The 23124-nt window shown below is 69.8% G+C and carries 16 protein-coding genes; 7 read left to right on the top strand and 9 right to left on the bottom strand.

What is annotated here, in order from left to right:
* The 7 genes from ACQP2X_RS21795 to ACQP2X_RS21765 are packed head-to-tail and all read right to left on the bottom strand — an operon-like array spanning window position 1 to window position 14157.
* Window positions 1-621: a hypothetical protein gene (locus tag ACQP2X_RS21795; RefSeq protein ID WP_498699739.1), complete on the bottom strand. Its 621-nt coding sequence runs from the start codon at window positions 619-621 to the stop codon at window positions 1-3.
* A 10-nt stretch (window positions 622-631) separates the two neighbouring features.
* Entirely contained in the window at window positions 632-3628 is a 2997-nt protein-coding gene (locus tag ACQP2X_RS21790; protein ID WP_498699737.1) for a family 43 glycosylhydrolase, read from the bottom strand.
* A gap of 11 nt (window positions 3629-3639) precedes the next feature.
* Window positions 3640-9084 (bottom strand): OmpL47-type beta-barrel domain-containing protein, encoded by a 5445-nt coding sequence (locus tag ACQP2X_RS21785; RefSeq protein WP_498699736.1) that lies wholly within the window; start codon window positions 9082-9084, stop codon window positions 3640-3642.
* A 39-nt stretch (window positions 9085-9123) separates the two neighbouring features.
* Window positions 9124-11064, bottom strand: coding sequence for a glycoside hydrolase family 127 protein (locus tag ACQP2X_RS21780; protein ID WP_498699734.1), 1941 nt, complete (start codon window positions 11062-11064; stop codon window positions 9124-9126).
* 7 nt (window positions 11065-11071) lie between these two features.
* Window positions 11072-11887 (bottom strand): carbohydrate ABC transporter permease, encoded by an 816-nt coding sequence (locus ACQP2X_RS21775; protein ID WP_097328591.1) that lies wholly within the window; start codon window positions 11885-11887, stop codon window positions 11072-11074.
* Between the two features lie 2 nt (window positions 11888-11889).
* Complete coding sequence (locus ACQP2X_RS21770; protein WP_498699732.1) at window positions 11890-12798, bottom strand: carbohydrate ABC transporter permease; 909 nt, start codon at window positions 12796-12798, stop codon at window positions 11890-11892.
* A gap of 48 nt (window positions 12799-12846) precedes the next feature.
* Window positions 12847-14157 carry an ABC transporter substrate-binding protein gene (locus ACQP2X_RS21765; RefSeq protein WP_498699731.1) on the bottom strand — a complete coding sequence of 437 codons (1311 nt, stop codon included), beginning with the start codon at window positions 14155-14157 and terminating at the stop codon, window positions 12847-12849.
* A 138-nt stretch (window positions 14158-14295) separates the two neighbouring features.
* Here ACQP2X_RS21765 and ACQP2X_RS21760 point away from each other — a divergent pair, with 138 nt between their 5' ends.
* From ACQP2X_RS21760 to ACQP2X_RS21750, 3 genes are read left to right on the top strand one after another with little or no spacing between them, the layout of a single operon-like run.
* Window positions 14296-15336: a LacI family DNA-binding transcriptional regulator gene (locus tag ACQP2X_RS21760; protein WP_498699730.1), complete on the top strand. Its 1041-nt coding sequence runs from the start codon at window positions 14296-14298 to the stop codon at window positions 15334-15336.
* A gap of 5 nt (window positions 15337-15341) precedes the next feature.
* Window positions 15342-16004, top strand: coding sequence for an SUKH-4 family immunity protein (locus tag ACQP2X_RS21755; protein ID WP_498699729.1), 663 nt, complete (start codon window positions 15342-15344; stop codon window positions 16002-16004).
* Window positions 16005-16014: 10 nt separating this feature from the next.
* Window positions 16015-16716, top strand: a complete 702-nt coding sequence (locus tag ACQP2X_RS21750; protein ID WP_498699728.1) for a hypothetical protein — start codon at window positions 16015-16017, stop codon at window positions 16714-16716.
* 117 nt (window positions 16717-16833) lie between these two features.
* On the opposite strand, the gene ACQP2X_RS21745 is transcribed toward ACQP2X_RS21750, so the two are convergent.
* On the bottom strand, window positions 16834-16962 hold the full coding sequence (locus ACQP2X_RS21745; RefSeq protein ID WP_498699726.1) for an MFS transporter small subunit: 129 nt from the start codon (window positions 16960-16962) through the stop codon (window positions 16834-16836).
* The gene (locus ACQP2X_RS21740) at window positions 16959-18350 is read right to left on the bottom strand and encodes an OFA family MFS transporter (protein WP_498700993.1); all 1392 of its coding nucleotides are present in this window, start codon (window positions 18348-18350) and stop codon (window positions 16959-16961) included. The genes ACQP2X_RS21745 and ACQP2X_RS21740 overlap by 4 nt, the downstream gene beginning before the upstream one ends.
* A gap of 123 nt (window positions 18351-18473) precedes the next feature.
* Here ACQP2X_RS21740 and ACQP2X_RS21735 point away from each other — a divergent pair, with 123 nt between their 5' ends.
* The 4 genes from ACQP2X_RS21735 (at window position 18474) to ACQP2X_RS21720 (ending at window position 23122) form a co-directional block, all read left to right on the top strand.
* Window positions 18474-21515: an NACHT domain-containing protein gene (locus ACQP2X_RS21735; RefSeq protein WP_498699725.1), complete on the top strand. Its 3042-nt coding sequence runs from the start codon at window positions 18474-18476 to the stop codon at window positions 21513-21515.
* Between the two features lie 70 nt (window positions 21516-21585).
* Complete coding sequence (locus tag ACQP2X_RS21730) at window positions 21586-21975, top strand: hypothetical protein (protein ID WP_498699724.1); 390 nt, start codon at window positions 21586-21588, stop codon at window positions 21973-21975.
* Complete coding sequence (locus ACQP2X_RS21725; protein WP_360260393.1) at window positions 21969-22196, top strand: helix-turn-helix transcriptional regulator; 228 nt, start codon at window positions 21969-21971, stop codon at window positions 22194-22196. Before ACQP2X_RS21730 ends, ACQP2X_RS21725 begins: the two co-directional genes overlap by 7 nt.
* Window positions 22193-23122, top strand: coding sequence for an NAD(P)-dependent alcohol dehydrogenase (locus ACQP2X_RS21720; RefSeq protein ID WP_498699722.1), 930 nt, complete (start codon window positions 22193-22195; stop codon window positions 23120-23122). The genes ACQP2X_RS21725 and ACQP2X_RS21720 overlap by 4 nt, the downstream gene beginning before the upstream one ends.
* Window positions 23123-23124 lie beyond the last annotated feature (2 nt).

Here is a 23124-nt window from a genome sequence, read left to right as displayed (position 1 = left end):
TTACTCGAACAGGGAAAGGGTGAGCTTGGCGTGGTAGGTGCCGGCCGCGACGTCGGCCGGCGTGCGCAGGTTCAGGCCGGCGTTCACCGTGTAGGCGCCGCCGGTCACCTCGCCCGAGTCGTAGGTGGACACCAGCAGCTCCTGGTCGACGAGACCGACATTGTTGCCGGGCTGCGTGGGCTCGTCCAGGACCGTGACGACCTCTTCGCCCTCGGAGACCAGGCCGGTGTCGCCGCCGTCGAGCAGCTTGGGCTTCCAGCCGAGGTGGTCGGCGGTGATGGCCGGCTTGCCGGCGGCGGTGAAGTCGCTGGAGCTGCCGAGCACGGCCCAGGCCGATCCGGCCGGGATCTCCTCCAGGGTGCGGGTGTCGGTGACGGTGACCGTCGGCAGCGTGCCCGTGAACTGCCGGACCAGCAGGTCCGAGCCGTCCTCGGTCAGGGCCACCGAGTTGCCGGCGACCGTGAGGGCCAGCACGCCGGGCTCCTTGATCTCGGTGATGTCGACGCTGACGTCGAGCTCGGCTTCGTCGCCCGGGTCGGCCACGGCGGCGGCCGGGAGGACGGCCACGCCGGCGAGCAGCGAGCCGGCCGCGACCAGACTGATGCGGGTTCTTCTGTTCATCGGTTCTCCTCTATGAGCAATTCAGCGCGGGGTAGATAGCGGTGACGCCGTTGGCGGTCGCGGTGCCGGCCGGCACCGAGGAGGTCCGTGCGGCGAAGGCTTGATAGGCATTGCCGCCGGCGGCGACGTTCTCAAAAGCTTTCTTGCCGTACGCCGTGACGAGCTCGACGTCGGTGGCGGCGTCGCCCTCGTTGCGGGCGGTCACGGCCACGTACGCCTTCCCGGCGATGCACCGCGGCTGGGCGGTGACCGTGAGCGCGGGCCGGCTCTCGTCGGCGAACGCCCGCCATTCGGTGACGGCCACGGCCGAATAGGTGGTGCCGTTCCCGTTGGCGGTGATGGTGGCCCGCAGCCGCGAGGTCGTGACCGGGTCGAACGTCACCTTGTTGAAGGCGGTGCTGCTCGTCCCGTACGTGCTGGGGTTCGTGACGTCGGCCCAGGCCGAGCCGTCCCAATACTGCAGCTTCCAGCCGTCCGGTTCGGCCACGCCGTCGCCGGTGCCCTTGGCGCTGTCACGCCAGAACTTGAGCTCGGCGCCGGTCAGCCGGATGGGCCGGGACCAGTCGTACTGGATCCACTGGGTGGCCGGGCGGGTGCCCGACCAGGTGCCCCAGATCTGGGCCTGGCCCGGGCTGGCCGGGTCGCTGTCGTCGTTCAGGGCGGTGACGCTGTTCCATCCGGCCGTGTACGAGGCAGTCGGCACCGCGATCGGGCCGACGTTGCCGGTCAGCGGGCCGGACAGGTCGGCCGGGATGACCACCGACTTGGCGGTCTCCAGGTTCCCGGCCTTGTCGAGAGCGCGGAACGACACCGTGTGCTTCGACGACGAGGGTGCGGCGATGGGCCCGGCATAGGTTGCCCAGGTTCCGTCGCCGAACGTGTACTCGATACGGGCCAGACCCGAGGTGGCGTCGGTGGCGGTGACGGTCACCTTCCGGTCGGCCACGGTGCCGGTGCTGGCCGGGGCGGTGGCGTCGATGTTCACCGCCAGCGTGGACGGCGCCGACGTGTTTCCGGCCCGGTCGGTCGCGGTCGCGGTGACCGTGTGCCGTCCATCGCCGGTGACCGTGACGTCGGCCTGGCGCACCGGCGCCGCCTCGACCGGGGCGCCGGTGTCCACAGTGGTGCGGATTGTCATCCGCCCGCCCCGGTCGTCCACGGCGGCGGCCCGGACGCGGACGGCCGAGCGGTACCAGCCCTCGGTTCCCGCGCTGCCGCTCGGTGTCAGCGTCAGCGTGGGCGCCGTGGTGTCGCCTGACGTGTCGGACGGCGAGACGACGGTGACCTCGGCCGTGACCCGTCCGGCGGCGTAGCCGAGCACGCTGCCCGACACCGTGAACGTGCCGGGCTGGGCCACGTCGGCCGCAGTGACCGCGTCCCAGTAGACCGGTGTCGGGAGGCCGTCGACCGGCAGCGTGGCCGGCAGGTCGGTCTCGCCGACCTCGACCGTGAGGGCCGGAGCGGTGATCGGAGCGGCGGGCTGAGCCGCCAGAACCTTCCACTCCTCGACCGCGACGGCCGAATAGGTGGCCCCGTTGGTCGAGGCGTCGAACACGGCCCGCACCTGGGTGGTGGTGACCGCGTCGAAGGTGGTGTTCTGGAATCCCTGCGTGGCCGTCGGATAGCCGCTGGGATTGGGCACGTCGGCCCACTGGCCGGTCGCGACGTTCCAGTACTGGATCTTCCACTTGGCCGGCGCGGCCACGCCGACGCCGGTGCCCTGCGGCTGGTCGTTCCAGAACTCGATCTGCGATCCGGAGATCCGCATCGGCTGGTCCCACGTGTACTGGACCCACTGCTGCGGCGGGTTGGTGCCGGTCCAGGTGCCCCACATGTCTGGTGGCAGTGGGTTGGCCCGCACGATCTCGTCGTTGAGCGCTTTCACCCAGTATTGCGTGGGCACCGGGTTGTTGGAGACGGTCACCTGGGCGGCCTGGGCGATGTTGGCCCGCGGGGTGCGGTCCGGCTGCTTCACCGGGGTCTGCACGACCTGCTTCATGCGCGGCGGCGTCTGCGTGTCGTCCCACTCGACCTTGTCGATCGCCACCGAGCGGCGGAAGTGGTTGCCGCCCACGGCGTCGGCCGTGTGATAGGCGATGTACCACTGGCCGTCGTACTCGAGGATGCCCGGGTGGCTGGTGGTCGAGGAGACCGGGGTGAGGACGGTACCCCGGTACGTCCACGGCCCCTCCGGGGCGGACGCGGTCGCGTAGGCGATGCAGGCGTGGTAGTTGGCCGGGGTGCACGCCGACGCCGGCCCGGCGTTGTTACCGGCGTACGCCAGGTAGTAGGTGTTGTTCCGCTTGAAGAGCCAGGGCGCCTCGAAATATCCGGTGGGCGCCGCGATCGAGCGCTGCGTGCCGACCGGGGTCTTCATGTCGGCCTGATATTCCAGGAAGCGCAGCTGACCGAACGTTCCCCAGTAGACGAAGACCCGCTGGCCCTCGACCAGGATCGTCGGGTCGATGTTCTGGATGTCGTTGGCGGTCGGCGTGCGCTGCGAGATGAGCGGCCCGCCGATGTGGTCGGTCCACGGGCCGGTCGGGCTGTCCGAGACGGCCACGCCGATGGCGAACTTGTCGGCGGCGGTGCTGGTGCGCTCGCTCACCGGGACGTACCAGTAGTAGCGGCCGTCCGGGCCCTGGACGACCTGACCCGCGTACGCCCGCCCGGGGGTGGCCCAGGCGAAGACGGCCTCGGGCCGCATCAGGGACGGGAAGTGGGTCCACTCCCCCGAGGCGACGTCGGAGGTCCGGGAGGCGCCCCACTCGTTCATGATGAAGTCGTTGGTGGTGGGACCGGCCTCGTCGTGGCCGGTGTAGATGTACAGCTGGTCGCCGGCCACGAGGGGCGCCGGGTCGGCCGAGTAGTAGGAGCCGTCGGCCAGGATCGGGTTCGAGGTGTGGGTGAAGGTGTTCGATTCGGCCGCCTGGGCGGCCGCGGCGGGTGCTGTGAGCAGCAACCCGGCCGCGACCATCCCTGCGACCGCTGCGGAAAGCGGTCTCAAGGCGATTCCCTCTATGAGCAGCTGATGGAGCCGTACGGCGCGGTGACGGTGGCCGTGCCCTCGACCTTCACGGAGGCCGTGCCCGCGGCGATCTGCGTGGCCCGGCTGGTGAAGGACTGGTAGGCGATCTTGCCGGGGGCGAGATCGGTCACGGTCCTGGTTCCGTACGGGGTGATGAGCTCGACGGTCAGCGGCCGGTCGTCGTTGTTGCGAGCGGTGACCGACACGTACGCCTTGCCGGCGATGCATTGCGCCTTCGCCTCGGCCGCCACCTGGAAGCCCTGAGCGGGGACGTCGTAGACCTCCCACTCCTGGACGCCGGGAGCGCCCTTGCCCTCCTCGGTGCCGCTGGCGGTGAGCAGGGCCCGCAGCTTCGTGGTGGTGACCGCCGTGAAGCTGACGGTGTTCCACGAGGTCGCCGAGTTCCCGTAGGCGGTGGGCTGTTCCACGTCCTTCCACGCGGAGCCGTCCCAGTACTGGAGCTTCCACGCCGACGGCGGGGCGACGCCGTTGCCGTCACCGTCGATGTCGTTGCTGAACCAGACGCGGGTGCGGTCCACCGTGACCGGAGAGGCCCAGTCGAGCTGGATCCACTGCTCGCCCACCTGGGGCCAGGTGTTCCACACGTCGGTGTTCGGCCCGAGCGGCCCGGTCGGCGTGACGCCGTCGACCAGGTTGTCCACCGTGAGCCAGCCCGGCGTGTAGGACGCGGAGGCGGTGGCCGTGCGGGCCACGTTCACCGGCGCCTGACCGGCCTCGACTTCGAGGGTGCCGACGGCCGAGGTGTTGCCGGCCTTGTCGACCGACCGGTACTCGACGGTGGTGGCCGCGGAGCCGATCGCCACCGCCCCGGTCGCCGTCGTCCAGTCGCCCGCGTTCAGCCGGTACTGCACCGACCCGATTCCCGACAGCGCGTCGGTCCCGGTGATGGTGACGGTCCGCTCCCCCGCCGAGAAGACGGCCTTCGCGGTCGGCGGAGTGCGGTCGATGCCGGCCACCAGCGAGGTGACCGCCGAGACGTTGCCGGCGTCGTCGGTGGCGCGGGCCTTGACCGTGGTCGAGCCCTCGGTGGTCACCGTGACCGGGCCCGTGTAGGCCTTGAACGCGCTGTCGCCGACCGCGACCTCGATGGCCGGGGACTGGTCCCGGTTGTCGGTCGCCGAGGCGGTCACCTTCACGTCCGTGTTCGTCCAGGCCGCTTCCGGCGCGGCCGTCAACGAGACCACCGGAGCTGAGGTGTCGACCGGGCCGCCCGTGCCGACGGTGACAGTGGCGGTGGCCGTCTTGTCGGTGCCGGCGACCTGTCCGGTCACTTCGAAGGTGCCCGCCTTCGAATAGGAGGCGGGGTCGATCGGAGCCCAAGTGACCCCGATGCCGCTCTGCCGGGAGCCGTCGTTGTAGCCGACCGTCACCCCGGTGGGCAGGACGGGCGCGACGCCGACCGCTGTCGTGACCGCCACCGGGTCGACCGTGTTGATCTGCACCGGGGCGCTGCCACGGACCCACACGTGGGCCGAGGCGGTCAGTGTGGTGCCGGCGACGAAGCCGCTGACCGTGAAGTCACCGATCTCGGCCAGCTTGGCCGGGTCGATCGTGCCCCAGGCCACCGCCACCGGCAGGGTGGCGCCGTCGGCGTACGTCACCTGGACCGTGGCCGGCAGAGCCGGCTGCACACCCGTCTGGGTGCGCACGTCGACCGGCTGGATGGAGCTCGCCGCGGCGGCGAACACCCGCCACTCGGTGACGCCGACCGCCGAGTACGCCGTGCCGGCCGCGTTCGGCAGCGCGTTGAAGGTGGCCCGCAACCGGGTCGTGGTGACCGGGTCGAAGGTGACCGCGTTGGTGCGGCCCCGCACGGCCGGGTCGAAGCCGGTCGCCCCGGTCACGTCCTTCCAGGCCGCGCCGTCCCAGTACTGGACCTTCCAGCTCTTCGGGACCGCGACACCGCTGCCGCCGGTGGTGCTGTCCGACCAGAAGTCGATGGACGCCCGGTTGACCCGGACCGCCGACGCGAAGTCGTACTGGAGCCAGCGGGTGGCCGGCTCGTTGCCGGTCCACGTCCCCCAGATGTCGGAGTTCGATCCGCCGCTGAAGAACGGCGCCTTGTCGTCGTTTATCGCGTTGACGTTGTTCCAGCCGGCCGTGAAGCTGGCCGACGCGGCGGCCGAGGTGGCGATGTTGATCTCACCCTCGGTCAGCGCGGTCGCGTTGACCACGACGTCCTTCGTCGAGACTTCCGATCCAGAGCGCACGGTCAACCGCAGCACGTGCCGGCCGGCCGCCGTGAAGCGGGCGATGGTGGTGGGCGAGGTGGCCGGGTCGAAGGCGACCGAGCCGCCGGCCGGCGCGTCCACGACCGACCACGACGAGGTCACCGGGGTGCCCGGAGTTCCGTCGTCCTGGGCCAGGCCGAGCAGCCGGACCGAGCCGTCCTGCGAGTAGGTGGAGTCCACCCAGGCGTCGGCCAGAGGCTTGGCGTCCTGCGCGGCCGGTGCGGCCACGTTGCTGTCGTACGCCTGGACTTCCTTGATGCCCGTCCTGGCCCCGGCCGCGTGGTGCACGGTGATCCGAAGCTTCTGGGCCGTGACCTCCGGGAAGCGGACCTGGTTGAGGTTGCCCTGCGGATAGGCCGGGAACCGGCTCTGACCCGGGACGGTCTTCCAGCCGTCGCCGTTGTCGTACTCGACGGTGAACTGGGCCGGTGGCGCGTAGCCCTGGACCGTCGCGGTGGTCGACGTCTTGTAGAAGTGGACCCGGACGTCGTCGATCTTGCGCGAGCCCTCCAGGTCGACGGTGATGGCGTCGGTCGCGTTGGGCGAGCCGGCGGTGCCCCAGAAGGGCTCGTTGACAGTGGTGCCGTTGACCGCACCGGCCGGAGCGCGCCCCGCAGCCGAGAAGGTGGCGGTGGCCGGGTGACCGGCCGCGACGTTGGTGGCGGTGTTCATGCCGGCCTTGGCCATGATGTCGGTGACCCGGGCGTCGGCCGCGTAGGTGACCTCTTGGGGCGCCTTGATGCCGATCTTGGCGGACGAGAGGACCTGCACCCCCGGCGCCGCGTCCACAGCGCCGGTCTCCGGGTCGTACACCAGCTTGCCCAGCTTGTCGGCGGTGAAGGCGAGCTGCCCGTCGAGATAGACCGAGTAGCCCTCGGGGGTGTCGCCGTAGTACCGCTGGCCGCCGGGCGCGTCCCAGACGACGGTCAGGTCCTTGTCGCGGTACTTGATGTTGTTGGCGGTGAAGTGGTCCCAGCCGACGTCGATCGGGTCCAGCTCGACCTTGGCGTCGGAGCGCGGGCGCAGGCCCATCGCGTCCTCGATGACGGTGAAGTTGGTGGCGCCCAGGATCGTGTGGTGGATCCAGGAGCGGTAGCCGATGCTCTGGTTGGCGGCCGAGCCGTCGGCCCAGAACTCGTTCTGGTCCGGATAACGGTTGTCGCCGTTGTTCTGGTAGTGCGCCCAGGCGTTCCAGTACAACAGCTTCTTGTACCACTCGGCGTTGATGTACTGGGTCGGGTAGTTCCGCAGCACCGACGAGAGCATCCGGAACGTCACCGTCGAGTTGATGACGGAGAAGTTGTTGCTGCCCGGGTCGCCCTGGGCGGCCGCGGCCGCCTTGTCGGCCTGGTTGGCCGTGGTGAACGGGAAGATCGGGTACTGGGCGTCGTCGGCGAACAGCCGCAGCGCCTCGACGTACGGCTGGTCGTAGTCGGGGTCACCCGGCTTGGGCATCAGCCCGACCGAGAACGGGTAGTAGTTGTTGATTTCCTTCCACGGCACGAGCGTGTCCGAGGGGACGTTGCGGTGCTTGAGCAGGTTGCCCTTGAGCCCCATCTCGTCCGGGGTGTCGCGGGCCGGCTCCCAGAGGTTGTCCAGCACCGCCTTCTTGACGCGGGCGGCGAACGCGTCCATCTCGGTGGCCTTGGTGGTGTTGCCGGCCGTGCGATAGGCGGCGGCCGCAGCCTTGGCGTTCGAGTAGAGGTACGCGTTCTCGGTCCGGTCCATGTTCTGGTTCTTACGCCAGTCGAACGACACCGCGTCGGCGTCGTTGCCGGTCATCGCGCCCCAGCTGTACTCGATCAGGCCGTTGCCGTCGAAGTCGTACGCGTCGAGCAGGCCCTCGACGTCGCTCTCGGCGTACTCGGCCAGGTTGCCGGCGATCGACGCCGGCCCGCCGTGCAGCTGGTACGAGCGCCAGGCGGCCTCCGAGATGTACTCGGTGTAGCTGTTCGACCAGTTGGCCGGGTCGCCCGGGTTGTCGACGTACTTTGTGCTCTTCGCGACCTCACCGGCCGACACCCACGGGCCGTACGAGAAACTGGGGTCCCGGAAGTACTTCAGGTCGTCGATGAACATGCCGGTGGTCAGCACGATGGCGTTGTTGTAGCCGAGCACGCCCTCCATCGACGTCGGGAACTGGTAGTCGTTGCCCGGGATGTCGGCGTCGAGGAAGTTGAACCGCATCAGCCACCAGCGGTAGAACAACGTCTTGTCGATGTTGTTCTCCGGGGTGTCCAGATACGGGACGTTCTCGGCCCACCAGCGGTTGTACGCGGTGACGTGCTCCTTGTAGGCCGCGGCGGGAGCCAGGCCGCGGTAGTGCTCGTACTCCGAGGCCGAGGCCGGAATCTCCTTGGCGACCAGGCCCAGCTGCACCTTCGTACGGGCCGAACCGCTCGCCGGCACGGAGAGCGTGCGCTTCAGCGTGCCGTCGACCGGCGCGAAGCCGTCGCCGGAGAAGCGCGGGAACAGGTCGGTGAGCTTGTTGAAAGCGCGAACGGCGCCGGTGAGTTCGCCGTTGTCGCTCTCGATCGTGCGGGCGAAGGGCGAGCTCGCGGTGAGCGTGACGTCCTTGGCCCCGTTCGTGCTGCTCACCTCGACGTCGGTGACGAGCACGTTCTGGTCGGTGATGTACTTGGTCTGCACCAGGCGCAGACCGGCGGCGGTGCTGGTGAACACCGATCGCCAGTAGCTGGGTGTCTGTTTGCGCTGCGCCGCGTCCTCGGTGAAGGTGACGTCGGCGCCGTTGACGGACGCGGTGATGGTGTAGCCGCCCTGGCCGCCGGCGATCGACTCGATGTAGGCGAGCTCGCCTCCGAAGCCGATGACGCCGGGCGTGTGGGTCTTCATGAAGGCGGCGCGGCCCCGGCTGAACAGATATTGGTTGGCGTCGCCGTTCGACCCGCCGGGCTGGTTGCCGGCCCGGGCCAGCATCTTGTCGACCCAGAAGTCGTTGTCGGTGGAGGTGCCGGCCCCGGCTGCCACGTCGGCGTCGAAGATGCCCTGGAGCTGGTTGCGGACGTGGTAACCGGTGCGCTCGCCGGGAACGGGGTTGGCGTCGCCCTTGAAGACGGGAAAGGGCGTGCCGGTGTTGGGAGCCGCCTCGGCGGCGGCTATCGGACTCAGGAAGGTGAGGAGCAATCCGGCGGCCAGGGCCGCCCTCAATCGTGGTGTCTGCACGGACGGGGACACCTTTCTACGGGGGTGTGATGCAGGCCGTCAGTCGCCGTTGACCGGCAGCCAGACGCGCATGGTGGAGGGGCCGCGGCGGGCCCATCGGTGGTACGGCCGCAGTGGCGCCTCGAAGGTGGTGGCTTCCCCGGCCGGCGCGGTGGCGGGGCCGTACGGCCACGAATCGCTGCCCGTGGGCAGTTTGCGGAAGGACGCGACGACCTCGCCGTCGCGCTCGGTCAGGCCGGCCGACAGGTCGAGGCGCACCTCGTCGACGCTGAGGCCGCCGGGCAGATCGACCGACTCGACCGAGTACACCTCGGGGCCGCGCTCGACGGCGACGCTGCCGCGCGCGGCGTCGATCCGCGGGTCTCCGAAGGTGACCCGGGGCGTGACCGGCAGGTCGAGGACGACGACCTCACCCGGGGTGAAGCGGCGGCGGATCTGCACCGTGCCGGGCTCGACCCGGTGTTTGCCCGAGCCGTCGTCCACAGTGGCGCCCTCGGCCCACTGGGGCACGCGCAGGCTGAGCGTCCACGGGGTCTCCGGGGCACGCACGACCCGCACCGCGATCCGGCCCTCGGCCGGGTACTTGGTGTCGATCTCCAGGACGACCGCGCGGCCGCCCGGCAGGGAGACGTCGATGGCCGAGGCCGCGTACTGGTGGATCTGGACGCCGTCCTCGTCGGTGGTGGCGAGGTAGGCGCCGAGCCCGGCGAAGGTGCGGGCCAGGTTGGTCGGGCAGCAGGAGACCGCGAACCAGGGCGCACGCAGGCTCGAGGCGGCCCGCGGGACGATCTGGTCGGGCTGCGGCTCGGTGCCGGGCACCCGTTGGTGCAGCGTGTTGGTGTAGAAGAACCGGGTGCCGTCGTCGGCCGGCGAGGCCGCGATGACGTTGAACAGCGTGCGCTCGATCAGGTCGGCGTAACGCGGGTCGCCCTCGGCCAGCAGCAGCCGCCAGCTCAGCATGATGGAGCCGACGCTGGCGCAGGTCTCGGAGTACGCCCGGTCGGCCGGCAGGACGTAGTCGTCGCCGTAGGCCTCGTCCTGGTGCCGCGAGCCGACCCCGCCGGTGATGTAGGTGCGTCGGGCCACCGCGTTGCGCCACTGCCGGGCCACCGCCTCGAGCAGGTCGGTGTCGCCGGTCTCGACGGCCACGTCGACCGCGCCCGCGCCCAGATAGTTCGCGCGGACGGCGTGACCCCGCAGCACGCCGGCCTCGCGGACGGGCAGATCGTCCTGGAAGTACGCCCGCCCGAACTCGATGTCGTCGAGGACCTGGTGGCCCCGGCGCTCGACGAACAGGCTGGCCTGGTCGAGGTAGCGGCCGTCGCCGGTGACGCGGTAGAGCTCGGCCAGGGCGGGCTCGATCACCGGGTGACCGCAGACCGACGGGATGCCGTCGGGGCCGAACGTCGCGCAGACGTGGTCGGCCGCGCGGATGGCGACCTGGGCCAGTTCGTCATCGAGGCCGTACGACCGGGCGGCGGCGACCCCGGCCTGGATCAGGTGGCCGTAGCAGTAGAGCTCGTGGCCCCATTCCAGGTCGCTGTAGCGGGGCTGCTGACCCGTACGGCCGAAGTTGGTGTTCAGGTAGCCGTCGTCCTCCTGGGCCGCCGCGACCCGGCGGACGACGGCCCGGTAGCGCGCGTCGAGGTCCGGGTCGCCGGCTCGGCCGTACTCCCAGGCCATGGCCTCCAGAAGCTTGTAGACCTCGCTGTCGGAGAACTCGCGGCCGCGGCGGTCGGCCGGCAGCCGGCCCTCGACGGCGGCGTCGAAGTTGGGCAACCAGCCCGCTTTTTCGAGCCAGTGCTCGATGTGCGCCAGCGACGCGGCCCGGTTGGTCTCCTGGCGCTGCTGCCAGAAACCGGGGCGCAGGGTGACCTCGCGCAGGCCGAGGGGACGAAGACGGCCGGTGCTGGGCACGGCGGGAGTGCCCCCGCGCTCGGTCCAGTCCGTACGAGTGGGGAGTGCTTCGTTGATGGTCACGTGTTGATCAACCCTTGAGTGCGCCGGACATGAAACCACGGACGTAGTGCCGCTGGAGGGCGAGGAACAGCACGATGCAGGGCAGCGCGAGAACGACCACGCCGGCCTCCGTCGCTCCGTAGTCGACGATGCCCATCACCTGCTGGCGCATGTTGGCCACGGCCAGCGGCAGGGGCAGCTTCTCGGAGTCGCTGATCAGCACCAGCGGGGTGATGAAGTCGTTCCAGGCGGCCAGGAAGGCGAACAGGCCCACGGTGATCAGGCCCGGCTTCACGGCCGGCATCAGGATGTGGGTCAGCGCGCGGAAGCTGCCGCAGCCGTCCACCTCGGCCGATTCCTTGAGATCCTTGGGGATCGCCTCGAACGAGATGCGCATCATGAAGACGGCGAACGGCAACTGGAACATGGTGAGCACCAGGGCCAGGCCGAACAGCGAGTTCTGCAACCCGAGCTGGTTGAGCAGCACGTAGAGCGGGATGAGCAGGGTCGCGTACGGCACCATGAGGATCGCCAGGGTCACCAGGAACAGCGCGTTGCGGCCGGGGAACCTGAACATCGCGAACGCGTAGCCGCCGAAGGTGGCCACGCCAAGCGTGAACAGCACGGTCATGGCCGAGACGAGCGTCGAGTTCAGCAGGTACTGCCCGATGCCGGCCTGATAGTTGGCCAGGGTCTCGTAGTTGGCGAAGCCGAAGCCGCTGGTCTGCGCGGTGCCGGGCTGCGGGCTCACCGAGGCGTACGAAGCCCACACCAGAGGAAAGAGGAAGAGCAGAGCCAAGGCACCGGTGAGTACGTACTGGGGCATGCGGACGAAGCGCAACATGCTCAGCTCTCCTTGTCTCGGAGGCCGCGGAACTGGAGGGCGTTGAGGACGAGGAGCGCGACGAGGATGAGGATCGACAGCGCGGCCGCCCGCCCGAGGTTGTTCTGGCCCTGGAAGGCCATGTTGTAGACGAGCTGGACGATGGTGATCGTGCTGTTGTCCGGCCCGCCCTTGGTGAGGATGTAGAACTGGTCGAAGGCCAGCAAGGAGCCCGTGACGCAGAGGATCGTGCAGAGCGCGATCGACGACTTGAGCAGCGGCAGGGTGACGTACCGGAAGGTGTGCCACCGGTTCGCGCCGTCCAGCCGCGCCGCCTCGTACACGTCTCCGGAAATGCCTTGGAGACCCACGAGCAGGAGCAGCATGTAGAAGCCGGCGAACCGCCACACGATCAGCGCGACCGTCGACCACAGCGCCTTGCCGGGTGTACCGAGGAACGACACCGGGCCGAAGAAGTCGAGCGGGCTGCTCTGCGGAGAGTAGAGGGCGTAGAAGAGCAGTGAGGCCGAGGCCAGGCCGAGCGCCGACGGGATCAGGAACGACGTCCGCAGGAAACCGGTCCAGCGGGTCGACTCCTGCACGAGCAGCGCCAGTCCGAGGGCCAGGGCCAGCAGGATCACCGTGGTGACGACGGTGTACTTGATGGTGAACCACACCGCCGGCCACAGCAGCCGGTCGTCGAGGACGTCCTGGTAGTTCTCCGGGGCGTTCCAGCCCTGGTCGCCGGCGAACAGGCCCCAGTCGGAGACCGACATCCGGGCGACGATGATGATCGGCACGACGAAGAAGAGCAGCACGAAGACAGCGGTGGGGGTGGCGTATCCCCAGCCTTTTATCTGGTCGCGCCTTTTCATTGTTCGCTTCAGCGGCGCCGCGCTCGCTTTCCGCTGCGCGACGAGAGGTGATGCCACGGGAGGTTCCTCCTTGGGCGGCGCCGGTCTCCCGGCGCCGCCTTTTCGTCACTGACCCAGGACCTGCGTGATGGCCTCGTTGTCCTTCTCGAGGCTCGATCCGTCGCCGTAGACCTGGTTGCGGAAGAGGGTCACCCAGGGGCTGCCCGGAGCGTTGAACGCCTGCTGGAAGTTGACCGCCACCGGCGTCTTGCTCTGCGGCGACGCCGCCACCTTGTTGATCGTCGCGACCCGGGGGTCCTTGGCCGAGTACTGGTTGTCGGCCAGATCGGTGCGCGACGGCGAGGTGTTGTTGGCGGCCAGGACGTCGACCTGCCCCTGCTCGGACATCATCCAGGACAGGAAGTTCCAGGCCTGCTGCGCCTTCTTGGAGTCCTTGGAGACGCCGATGCCGTCGCCGCCGACGAAGGTCGAGCCCTCACCGGCCGAGGCGCCCGGGATCGCGGTGACGCCGACGTCCACGGTCTTGGCCGCGGTCGGCAGCAGCGTCGCCGGGTACGGCATGACGCCGATCTTGTTCTCCTGGAAGGCGGCGACCCAGGTCGCGCCGGTCTCGTCCTTGGAGCCGGCGGCGATGGCGCCGGCCTTCTGGAGCTCGCTCCAGGTGCTGTAGACCTTCTGCGCCTCGGGGCTGTTGAGCAGCGACTTCTTGCCCTCGGCGTCCATCACGTCGGCGCCGCTGGCCCAGACCATCGGGAACCAGGTGAACACGCCGCAGCCGCCGCAGTTGCCACCGAAGTAGGTGCCGTTGACGCCCGGCTTGTTCAGCTTCTGGACGGCGAGCGCCTGCTCCTTGAACTCATCGAGGGTGGTCGGGCCCTTCTCGGGGTCGAGCCCGGCCTCCTTGTAGAGCTTCTTGTTCCAGAAGATGACGGACAGGTCGAGCACGAACGGCAGCACGAACTTCTTGCCCTCGAACGTGCCGGCCTGGATGTGCCCCTGGTTGATCTTGTCGGCGTACGGCAGCTTGCCGATGTTGCTCGTCAGATCGGCGAACAGGCCGGCCTTCGTCCAGTTCGGCACGTAGACGATGTCGGCCGCGAACAGGTCGGGCAGATCGCCGCTGCCGGCCGCCGCACCGACCTTCGCGACATAGTCGTCGTTCGGGACGATGGTCAGCTTCACCTGGTTCTTGTGGCTTTTGTTGTACGCGTCCACGAGCGCCTTGGCCTGAAGCTCGAGCGGCGCACGGGTCCAGAGCGTGAGCTCCGAGCCGTCGTCGACCCCCTCCGCGGTCACCTCGGCCAGCGCCGCGGTGGGATTGCCCTTGTCGTCCCCGCCCCCACAGGCGGCAACCGCGGGCGTCATGAGCCCCGCGAGGGCGGCGACAGCGATGCCTTTCAATATCGTGCGTCGCACGGATGCACCTCCATGTTTTCGGTGAGTTTTCGGTCATGCCCGTTATGGGGTAGCCTTCAGCGCAGCGACCTGGGGTTTTGGGGACCGAAAACGTTTTCAGGAACGTAATACGGAGGAAATTTCTTGTCAAGAGCTTCGATGGGCGCTCCGTCGTCATCGGACGGAGACCAGCCGCCGACCCGCACGGTCACGCTCCGCGACGTCGCTCAGCTGGCCGGCGTCTCGATCGCGACCGCGTCGAAGGCACTCAACGGACAGCCCCAGGTGCGCGCCACCACGCGCGAAAAGGTGGTGAGGGCGGCCGAGCAGTTGTCGTTCTCCCCGAACACCCTGGCCCAGGGCTTGATCACGCAGCGCAGCGGAACGGTGGGCCTGCTGACCTCCGACCTGGAAGGCCGCTTCTCGATACCGATCCTGATGGGAGCCGAAGATGCCTTCGGATCTGACCAAACGTCGGTCTTCCTTTGCGACGCCCGCGGCGATAACGTGCGCGAGCGCCACCACCTGCGCGCGCTGCTGTCACGCCGGGTCGACGGCCTGATCGTGGTGGGCGCGCGCCCGGACGCCCGCCCGTCGCTGGGCGACCTGCCGGTGCCGGTGATCTACGCCTACTCCCCCTCGGACAACCCGGCCGACCTGTCCCTGGTGACCGACAACGTCGGCGGCGGCCGCATGGCCGTCGACCACCTGATCCGCCACGGCCGCCGCCACATCGCCCACATCACGGGCGACGCGACGTACGGCGCGGCCCGCGACCGAGCCGCGGGGGCGCTCGACCGCCTCGAGTCGGAAGGCCTGGCCCTGGCGGGCGATCAGGTCTGGTACGGAGCATGGTCGGAGGCGTGGGGCCGCGGAGCGACCCGCATGCTGCTGCAGAGGGACCCCGGCGTCGACGCCATCTTCGCCGGATCCGACGAGATCGCCCGGGGCGTCCTCGACGTGCTGCACCAGGGGGGCCTGGACGTGCCGGGCCGGGTCGCGGTCATCGGCTTCGACAACTGGAACATCCTGGCCGCCAACGCCCGACCGCCACTGTCCACCATCGACATGAACCTCGAACAGCTGGGCCGCCTGGCCGCACAGCGTTTGTTCGCGGCCATCGACGGCAACGCCGGCTCCGGCACCGAGACGATCCCGCCCCGCCTGATCACCCGCGAGTCGACGGCACCCCTACAGTAAGGATCATGACGCCACTGAGCCGGGCCGACGCGGAGGAAAGGGCCCGCGAATGGGCCCCGCCCGGTTCGGAGCCCGTCCTGTACGAGTTCGAGCTCGGATGGGTCCTCTCCGCCCGCTTCCCACCCGGCGAGCCCGAGGGCGTGCCGAGCATGGTCCTCGACCGCGGGACCGGCGAGCTCGTGGTCGGCGGCACGCTGCCGCCGTCACACATAGCCCAGTGGTACGCACGTGACGTCCCGTCGAGGCCGACCGCCCCCGAACCCCGGCCGTCGACGATGTGCCGGCTGACCCTGGCCGGCCGCGGCTGGCTGGCGGTGAGCCCGCGCCTGGACAACGGCCGGCCACCGCACCCGGCGGTGAGCTCGTTCTTCGAGGAGATGCCGGAGCGATACCGCGAGCCCGGATGCGAGCGCTCGGCCGAGGTGACGGCCTTCTCCGACCTGTTCTGGGCCGAGGAGAACACGCGCTCGGAGGCTGGGCTGCCGCCTTTGGGCCCGGCCGAGATGAGAGAGCTGGTCCGAGACGCCCGCCTGGAGACTTTCCGGGTCCGCGACGACGGCGACCCGGCCGACGGCACGCGAGTGCGCCCCGCCCTCCCGATCCTCCTGTTCCTGGACTACCTGGGACTGGGCCCGGAAGCCGTGATCATCGACGTCCGGGCGATGTAGTCTCGCCGCCGTGATCGGCGGTCAGGAACGCAACAGCGACGACGTGGCTCCCAGTACAGCCTTGCTGGAACACGTGTTGGCGCAGGCATCTGAGGTGCTGATCGTCGAGGCGTACGCCGATGAGATCGACGAACCGGACGCTGCTCGCACAATGGTTTCGGGGGAGGACATCGGTCAGCTGGCTCGGCGGCTCGCTGTGGTGGACGGCGGCACGGGAGATCACTGCCTCTGCATGGGGTGGCCGACGATCCTCGTCTCGGACGGCGCCGGCCGGGAGATCGCGTGCTGGACGCTGCACCATCAGACGGGCATCCGGGGGCTCGGGAACTGTGACGCGGAGCTGCTCGACGGCCCCGGGCTGACCGATTGGCTGGCCGATCGTGGCCTGACCAGATCACGCGAGGTCCAGCAGGTGCTGGCGCGCGAGGCCGCCGAGACGGAAGAACGCCGCGCCGAGTGGGTCGCAGCCGCTCCGCCCGGCCTGACCGAGGCCGCCGAGCGAGCGTCGCGCGGAGAGCCCGGGGCGGAAGAAGCGCTGGCCGGCCTCGTGGTCCGACTCTATGCGGAGCCGATCGAGCGCATTCGCGCGCTGACAGCGTGGGCCGGGTTTCCGCCTCGTTGTCCGCGGCCCAGCTCGACGGTGCCGCGGAACTGTTCACCTCGCTCGAATGGAAGCGCGCGGAGGTTCAGGAGCCGCTCCGGTCCGCGCTGATCGTCCACGTGACGGCGACCGGGACCGATCCGATGAGATTTCGGATGCGGCACGGATACGGCCGGGATCGAACAGGCTGAGACCGGCCGCGCCCCGGGGACACGGCCGGTGTGCACCTCATTCGAACAGCTTGGCGGCGGTGATGGCGGTCTGGACGATGCCGTAGCCGAGGAGGACCGCGACCAGGAGCCACGACAGGACCAGGCGGACCGTGCTGGTTGTGGTGGTGGTGTCTTCGGTGGTCATGCGGCGGCCTCCTTCGCGGCTGGGGTGGACGTCGGCTCGTGATAGCTCGACGGGACCGGGCGGATCAGCAAGTTTGCTATGAAGCCGACGGCCAGGACGCCGACCATCGTGAGCAGGGCCGGCTGGTAGGCCGACGATGTCAGGGTGCCAGGCTTGCCCTGCTGGTCGAGGAAGCCGTTGACGATCAGCGGGCCGGCCACGCCGGCGGCGGACCACGCCGTGAGCAGGCGGCCGTGGATGGCTCCGACCTGGTAGGTCCCGAAGAGGTCTCTCAGGTATGCCGGAACCGTGGCGAAACCTCCTCCGTAGAAGGAGAGGATCACGCCGGCCAGCAGGACGAACAGGGCCGTCGCGACGTCGCCGACCAGGGCCAGCAGCAGGTAGAGGACCATGCCGACGCCCAGGTAGACCATGTAGATGGGCTTGCGGCCGATCAGGTCGGACGTCGACGACCAGGCGAAGCGGCCGGCCATGTTGAACAGGGACAGCACGCCCACGAAACCGCCGGCGGCGGCGACGCTCACTGTCGAGACGCCGTCCGAGCGGAAGAAGTCCTGGATCATGGGGCTGGCCTGTTCGAGGATGCCGATGCCGGCGGTCACGTTGCAGAACAGGACTATCCAGAGGAGCCAGAACGCTCTTGTCCGGATGGCGTTCGCGGCCGACACGTTCGCGGTGGTGACCAGGGGCTTCTCCCGTACGGAGGCGGGGTCCCAACCGGCCGGCTTCCAGCCCTCGGCCGGTACCCGGATGTTGGCCACGCCGAACATCATGATCAGGAAGTAGCCGATGCCCAAGGTCAGGAACAGGAGCACCAGGGCGTGGCCCGACGCCACGGAGGTGGCCACGTTGGGGTCGTAGTCCGAGTCGTACAGGGAAAGCAATTGCCGCGAAGCCGGACTGGCGATCAGAGCGCCACCACCGAAGCCCATGATGGCCAGACCGGTGGCGAGACCGGGGCGGTCGGGGAACCACTTGATCAGCGTGGAGACCGGCGAGATGTAGCCGATGCCGAGGCCGATGCCGCCCAGGAAGCCGTAGCCGAAGTAGACCAGCCAGAGCTGATCGGTGGCTATGCCCAGGGCGCTGACCAGGAAGCCGGCCGCCCAGAAGCAGGCGGAGACGAACATGGCCTTGCGCGGGCCGTTCGCCTCGACCCACGTGCCGCCGACGGCCGCGGACAGGCCCAGCATGACGATGGCGATGCTGAAGATGATGCCGATCGCGGTCTGGCTGGCGTCGAAGTGCGCGATGAACGAGTTCTTGTAGACGCTGGTCGCATAGACCTGGCCGATGCACAGATGCACGGAGAGCGCGGCCGGTGGGATCAACCACCGGCTGTACCCGGCCGGCGCCACAGTGTGCTGGCGGTCGAGCGCGGTGAGCAGGGACAACGGTACCGCCTCCAACCCTTGGGGGATGGCATCGATCCTCACCTCAATCGTTTGCGGCGGCAACCGGAGAGCGAGATCAAATTCCGTTGATACCGTCGCGACCGGAGGAGGTGCGCGGTGCGGCGTTCCCTGCTGGTCGTCACGGTGGTCGCGGTGGTGCTGGGCACCGTCCAGGGCCTGGTCGTCAACTACGCCTCCGAGAAGGTGCCGAAGTTCTTCACGGACGACCCGTGGCGGCCCTGGCTGATCCTGGCGCTGATCGTCGCGGCGCTGGTCATCGTCGCGCTGGTGACCGCCGCGCCGCGGCCGCCCGAGTCCGCTCCCCCGCCTTCCCGTGAGGCGCGCCGCCGGGCCAAGCTGGCCTCGGTGCTGTGGGACGACGTGCACAGCCTGGCCGTGAACGAGGAGTGGCGGGACAGCCAGTTCACCGAGCTCGAGGCCGAGGTGGAGGTCGAGGCGCCGGCCCGGGCGTGGTTCCGCAGGCGGGCGGCGGCCCGCGTGCAGCGGCTGCCGTCGCTGACCGAGGCGCTGCGCGTGCGGGAGGACAGCCTGGTCATCCTGGAGGGTGAACCCGGCGCCGGGAAGAGCATCGCGCTGCGCCACCTGGCCGCCACCATGGCCGACGAGGTGCGGCGGCGGCCGACCGAGCGCAGCGTGCTGCCCTTCTATCTCAATCTCAAGAATTTCGAGGTACGGGCGGGGGTGTCGGCCGCCGATGTCGAGCGCTTCGTCCGCGACAACCTCAATCCGAGCCGCAGCCGGGACATCGACCGCTACCTCGAGGAACGCTTCGACACCGACCGGGAGCAGGGGCGCTGGCTGTTCCTGTTCGACTCGTTCGACGAGATCCCGGCGATCCTGAGCGCGACCGAGGCCGGCCCGGTCATCGACGCGTACGTGGAGGCCATCGCGGGATTCGTGGGTCTCGGCCAGAGCCGGGCGGTGATCGCGAGCCGGGAGTTCCGCGGGCCCACCCGCAGCGGGAAGCCGCTCCTGCGGGTGATGCCGCTGAGCCGGGAACGCCGCGAGCGGTTCATCCGCAACGCCGACCTGGACGCCGCCGTCGAGCGGACCGTCCTCGACGGGCTGGACGGCATGGAGCTCCAGGTGCAGCAGCTCACCGACAACCCGCTGTTCCTGAGCCTGTTCTGCGAATTCGTGCGCGCCACGGGGTCGCTGCCGTCGAGCACCCACGCGGTGATGGAGAGCTACGTGCGGACCCGGCTGACCCGCGACCGCGACCGGATCGAGTACCGCTTCGCGGTGGAGGTCGACGCCACCCGGCGGGTCGCCGAGGAGTTGGCTTTCGTGATGCTCACCGAGCCCGATCTCGGCCTCACCGCCGGACGGGCCGCCATCACCGAGCGGCTGTCCCGCGACATCGGCTCGCCCGTCGAGGAGGTCGACTCGGCGATCGGCGCGCTGCTCTACTGCCATCTCGCCCGCTACGCGGACGCCGGCGCGCGCACCCGGATCACGTTCTCGCACCGGCGCCTTCAGGAGTACTTCGCGACGTGCGCGGTGATCAGAGGCGACGGCGCGGTGACACCGGCGCAGCTGCTCGCGGACGGCCGCTGGCGGGAGACGGCGGTGGTGATCCTCCAGAGCCAACGGGCCGAGTTGTCCACCGATCTGCTGTCGGCGCTCGAGCAGCGGTTGCTGACGGCGGCCGGGGACGAATCCGAGCTGTGGCCACCGGGCGCCCTCTATCTGCTCGACCTGATGGCCGACGCGCTCACCCCGGAGGACATCGCGCAGCATGCGGTGAGCGAGGCGGCGGACCGCATCCTCGCGCGGGCCTGGGAACGGGGAAGCCTGCTGGACCGCAAGTGGGTGGTCGAGCTGTGCGCGGCGGCGGGCGCCGAGAAGGCGGTCGAATATCTGGCCGGGGCCTTCGCCAGCGAGAGCGTGTGGTTGCGGGACGAGGCGTACCGGCAGGTGCGCCGGGCCGGGCCGGCGGCGGCCCGCCTCGAGCCCCAGATCAGGCAGACGCTGATCGACCTCAGCCTGGACGGGCGCCTGTGGCGGGAGCGCCGCTCCACCCGCATCCAGATGCAGCGGTTGCCGTTCCCGGGCCGGTTGCCGCAGGTAGCCGACCTGCTCCTGGCGGTGCCGCCCGTGGCCCTGGTGGCCGGGCCACTCGGCATGGCCCTCCTGCTGCCGTTCCTGCCGGGGGCCGGCACCAGGTGGCTGTGGGGCGCGGCGGCGGCACCTCTGCTGTTCTTCGAGACGTGGGCCATTCGCGTGTTCATGGCCAGCCGGAGCGGTCTGGAACGACACGTCCGGAACAGATTCAGCCGGTTCGGCGTCGGTTCATTGGAGGTGAAGGCGGCGGCCATGACCGTCGGCATCTGGGTGATCGGGCCGTTGGCCCTGTTCGCCCTGATGCCCGCGGCGATCGCCGCCGCTGAATCCTTCCGCGGGGCACAGCCGATGCTCGGCACGCTGGCCGTTGCCGCGGCCTTGTCGGCGCTCTGGCTGTGGCTCTGGCCGTCCGCCGCGCTGTTGGCGGCACGTAACGAGCCGCCGTCCCGCCGCCGGGGCTGGCTCGCTCTGCCATCCATACTGGCCCCGGCACTGGCGCGAAACTTCGCCGAGTACGTGCGCCAGCGGCGGAGGGAGCGGCGTCTCAAGCGAGCAGTGCGGACGAGGAGCTGGCCGGCGGCCCTGCTTCCGTACGTGGGATGGCTGGCCGCGATGGCCGGTTACCTCACCCTCATCGCCTTTGTTCCGTGGGCACTGCTGCTCGCTCTGATCGTCCCGGCCGGCATGGTCGCCGTCTGGTTGCACAAGCTCTGGCAGCGGTACCGCGATCGCCGCGTGGTGTCGGCCTTCGTTGCCCGCAAGGCGCCGGCGGGCGTCCCGGAGATGCGGCAGGCATTCGACGATCTGCGCACCGACGAAGGAGTCCATCGGCTCGTCACCGAGATCCGGCGGAAGGGCCTGCACCGCAACCCCGATCTCCTCCCGTTCCTGTCCTTTCTCGGCGGCGCACTCGGGCACGCGGGGACGACGGGCGGCGCACCGGTGGAGTGGGCCCGCTGGTGGGGTGAGTTCCGGATGAAGAGATCCCAGCTGTTCCGGCCGTCCTCGGAGACCGCCGACGAGCTCGGCCGGATGTTGGAGGAGGCCAAGCGGGACAGCGCGTTCCGCGAGTGAAGCTGAGACGGCGCTGAGGATCGTGTAAAACATCTTTGACTCGATGTCGTGGATCTTTTACATTCGGAGCATGCCTCTCGAGGAGAAACGGGCCTGGAGCCTCGCCGTGACGAGCGTTCTGGGCTACGGGATCTATCTGGTGCTTCTGGCCGCCGGGGTCGGCTACGTCGCGGCCGCGCTCTGGACCGTCGGCGGCGGGATCGTCGCCAACATCGTGATCGGGATGTTCTTCGGCAAGGATCGGCAGACCGACCAGCGCGATCGCGAGATCGGCCGCTTCGGTGACCACATCGGACAGAGCCTGGTCGTGGCCGGCGCCGTGGCCGCCATGCTGCTCGCCTTCGCCGAGGTGCGGCATTTCTGGATCGCCAACGTCATCTACCTGTCGTTCGTCCTGAGCGCCGTGCTCGGCTCGGCCGCCCGCATCGTCGCCTATCGCCGCGGGTTCCACCCGTGGTGAAACCGACCCGCATCACCAATGCGATCCGCTCGCTGCGGTTCGCGCACGGTGAGATGACGCAGGCCCAGCTCGCCGACCGGATCGGCGTCACCCGGCAGACCGTCATCGCCATCGAGCAGGGCCGCTACTCGCCGTCCCTCGAGGTGGCCTTCCAGATCGCCCGCGTGTTCGGCGTGGGCCTCGACGACGTGTTCCAGTACCCGGAGGGTGAGCAGACATGAGAGCGATCGTTCAGGACTCGTACGGAAACGCCGACGTCCTCCGCCTCGACGAGGTCGCCAAGCCCGAGCCCGGCCCCAAGGACGTGCTGGTCGAGGTCCGTGCGGCCGGCGTCGACCGCGGCGCCTGGCACGCCATGACCGGCCTGCCGCTGGTGGCCCGCCTCGGCTTCGGCCTCGGCAAGCCCCGCCGCCGCACGATCGGCATGGATCTGGCCGGCCGGGTGGCCGCGGTCGGCGCCGAGGTCACCGGGTTCAAACCCGGTGACGAGGTGTACGGCTCGGGAAGCTCCACCTGGGCCGAGTTCGCCCGGGCCAAGCCGGCCAAGCTCTTCCCGAAACCGGCCCACCTGAGTTTCGAGCAGGCCGCCTCGATGCCCACCTCCGGCGCCACCGCCCGCCTCGTGCTGGCTAAGGGCCGGGGTGACGTGCTGGTGCTGGGCGCCGGCGGCGGGGTCGGCGCCTTCACGGTCATGCTGGCCAAGGCGCGCGGCGACCGGGTCACCGCCGCCACCAGCCCCGGCAAGATCGAGGCGGTCGAAGGGTTCGGTGCCGACAGCGTCATCGACTACACGACCACGCCGCTGTCCGGCCGCTACGACCTGATCGTCGAGTGCGGCGGCAACCGCCCGCTCGGCGAGCTGCGCCGGCTGCTCAAGCCGCGCGGCGTCCTGGCCATCGCGGGCGGCGAGGACGGCGGCCGCTTCCTCGGCGGCATGGAGCGCAGCCTTCAGCTCCTGGCCGTCTCCCCCTTCACCCGGCAGACACTGCGCGCTCCCCTCGCGCTGACCCGCCGGGCCGACCTGGAGGCCCTGGCCGCGCTCACCGCCCCTCCCCTGGAACGGTCCTACCCGCTCGACGAGGCGCCCACGGCGATGCACCGGCTGGCACAGGGGCGGGTGACGGGCAAGCTCGTCCTGACGACATGATC

Origin of the sequence: Actinoplanes sp. CA-131856 (assembly GCF_050956135.1) — a bacterium.
Taxonomy (GTDB): domain Bacteria; phylum Actinomycetota; class Actinomycetes; order Mycobacteriales; family Micromonosporaceae; genus Actinoplanes.
This window is presented reverse-complemented; position numbering and strand designations above follow the sequence as displayed.

Coding starts and splice junctions, on each gene's coding strand:
- ACQP2X_RS21795 (WP_498699739.1), bottom strand. CDS start 621: ATGAACAGAAGAACCCGCATCAGTCTGGTCGCGGCCGGCTCGCTGCTC.
- ACQP2X_RS21775 (WP_097328591.1), bottom strand. CDS start 11,887: ATGTTGCGCTTCGTCCGCATGCCCCAGTACGTACTCACCGGTGCCTTG.
- ACQP2X_RS21760 (WP_498699730.1), top strand. CDS start 14,296: ATGGGCGCTCCGTCGTCATCGGACGGAGACCAGCCGCCGACCCGCACG.
- ACQP2X_RS21755 (WP_498699729.1), top strand. CDS start 15,342: ATGACGCCACTGAGCCGGGCCGACGCGGAGGAAAGGGCCCGCGAATGG.
- ACQP2X_RS21745 (WP_498699726.1), bottom strand. CDS start 16,962: ATGACCACCGAAGACACCACCACCACAACCAGCACGGTCCGCCTGGTC.
- ACQP2X_RS21730 (WP_498699724.1), top strand. CDS start 21,586: ATGCCTCTCGAGGAGAAACGGGCCTGGAGCCTCGCCGTGACGAGCGTT.
- ACQP2X_RS21720 (WP_498699722.1), top strand. CDS start 22,193: ATGAGAGCGATCGTTCAGGACTCGTACGGAAACGCCGACGTCCTCCGC.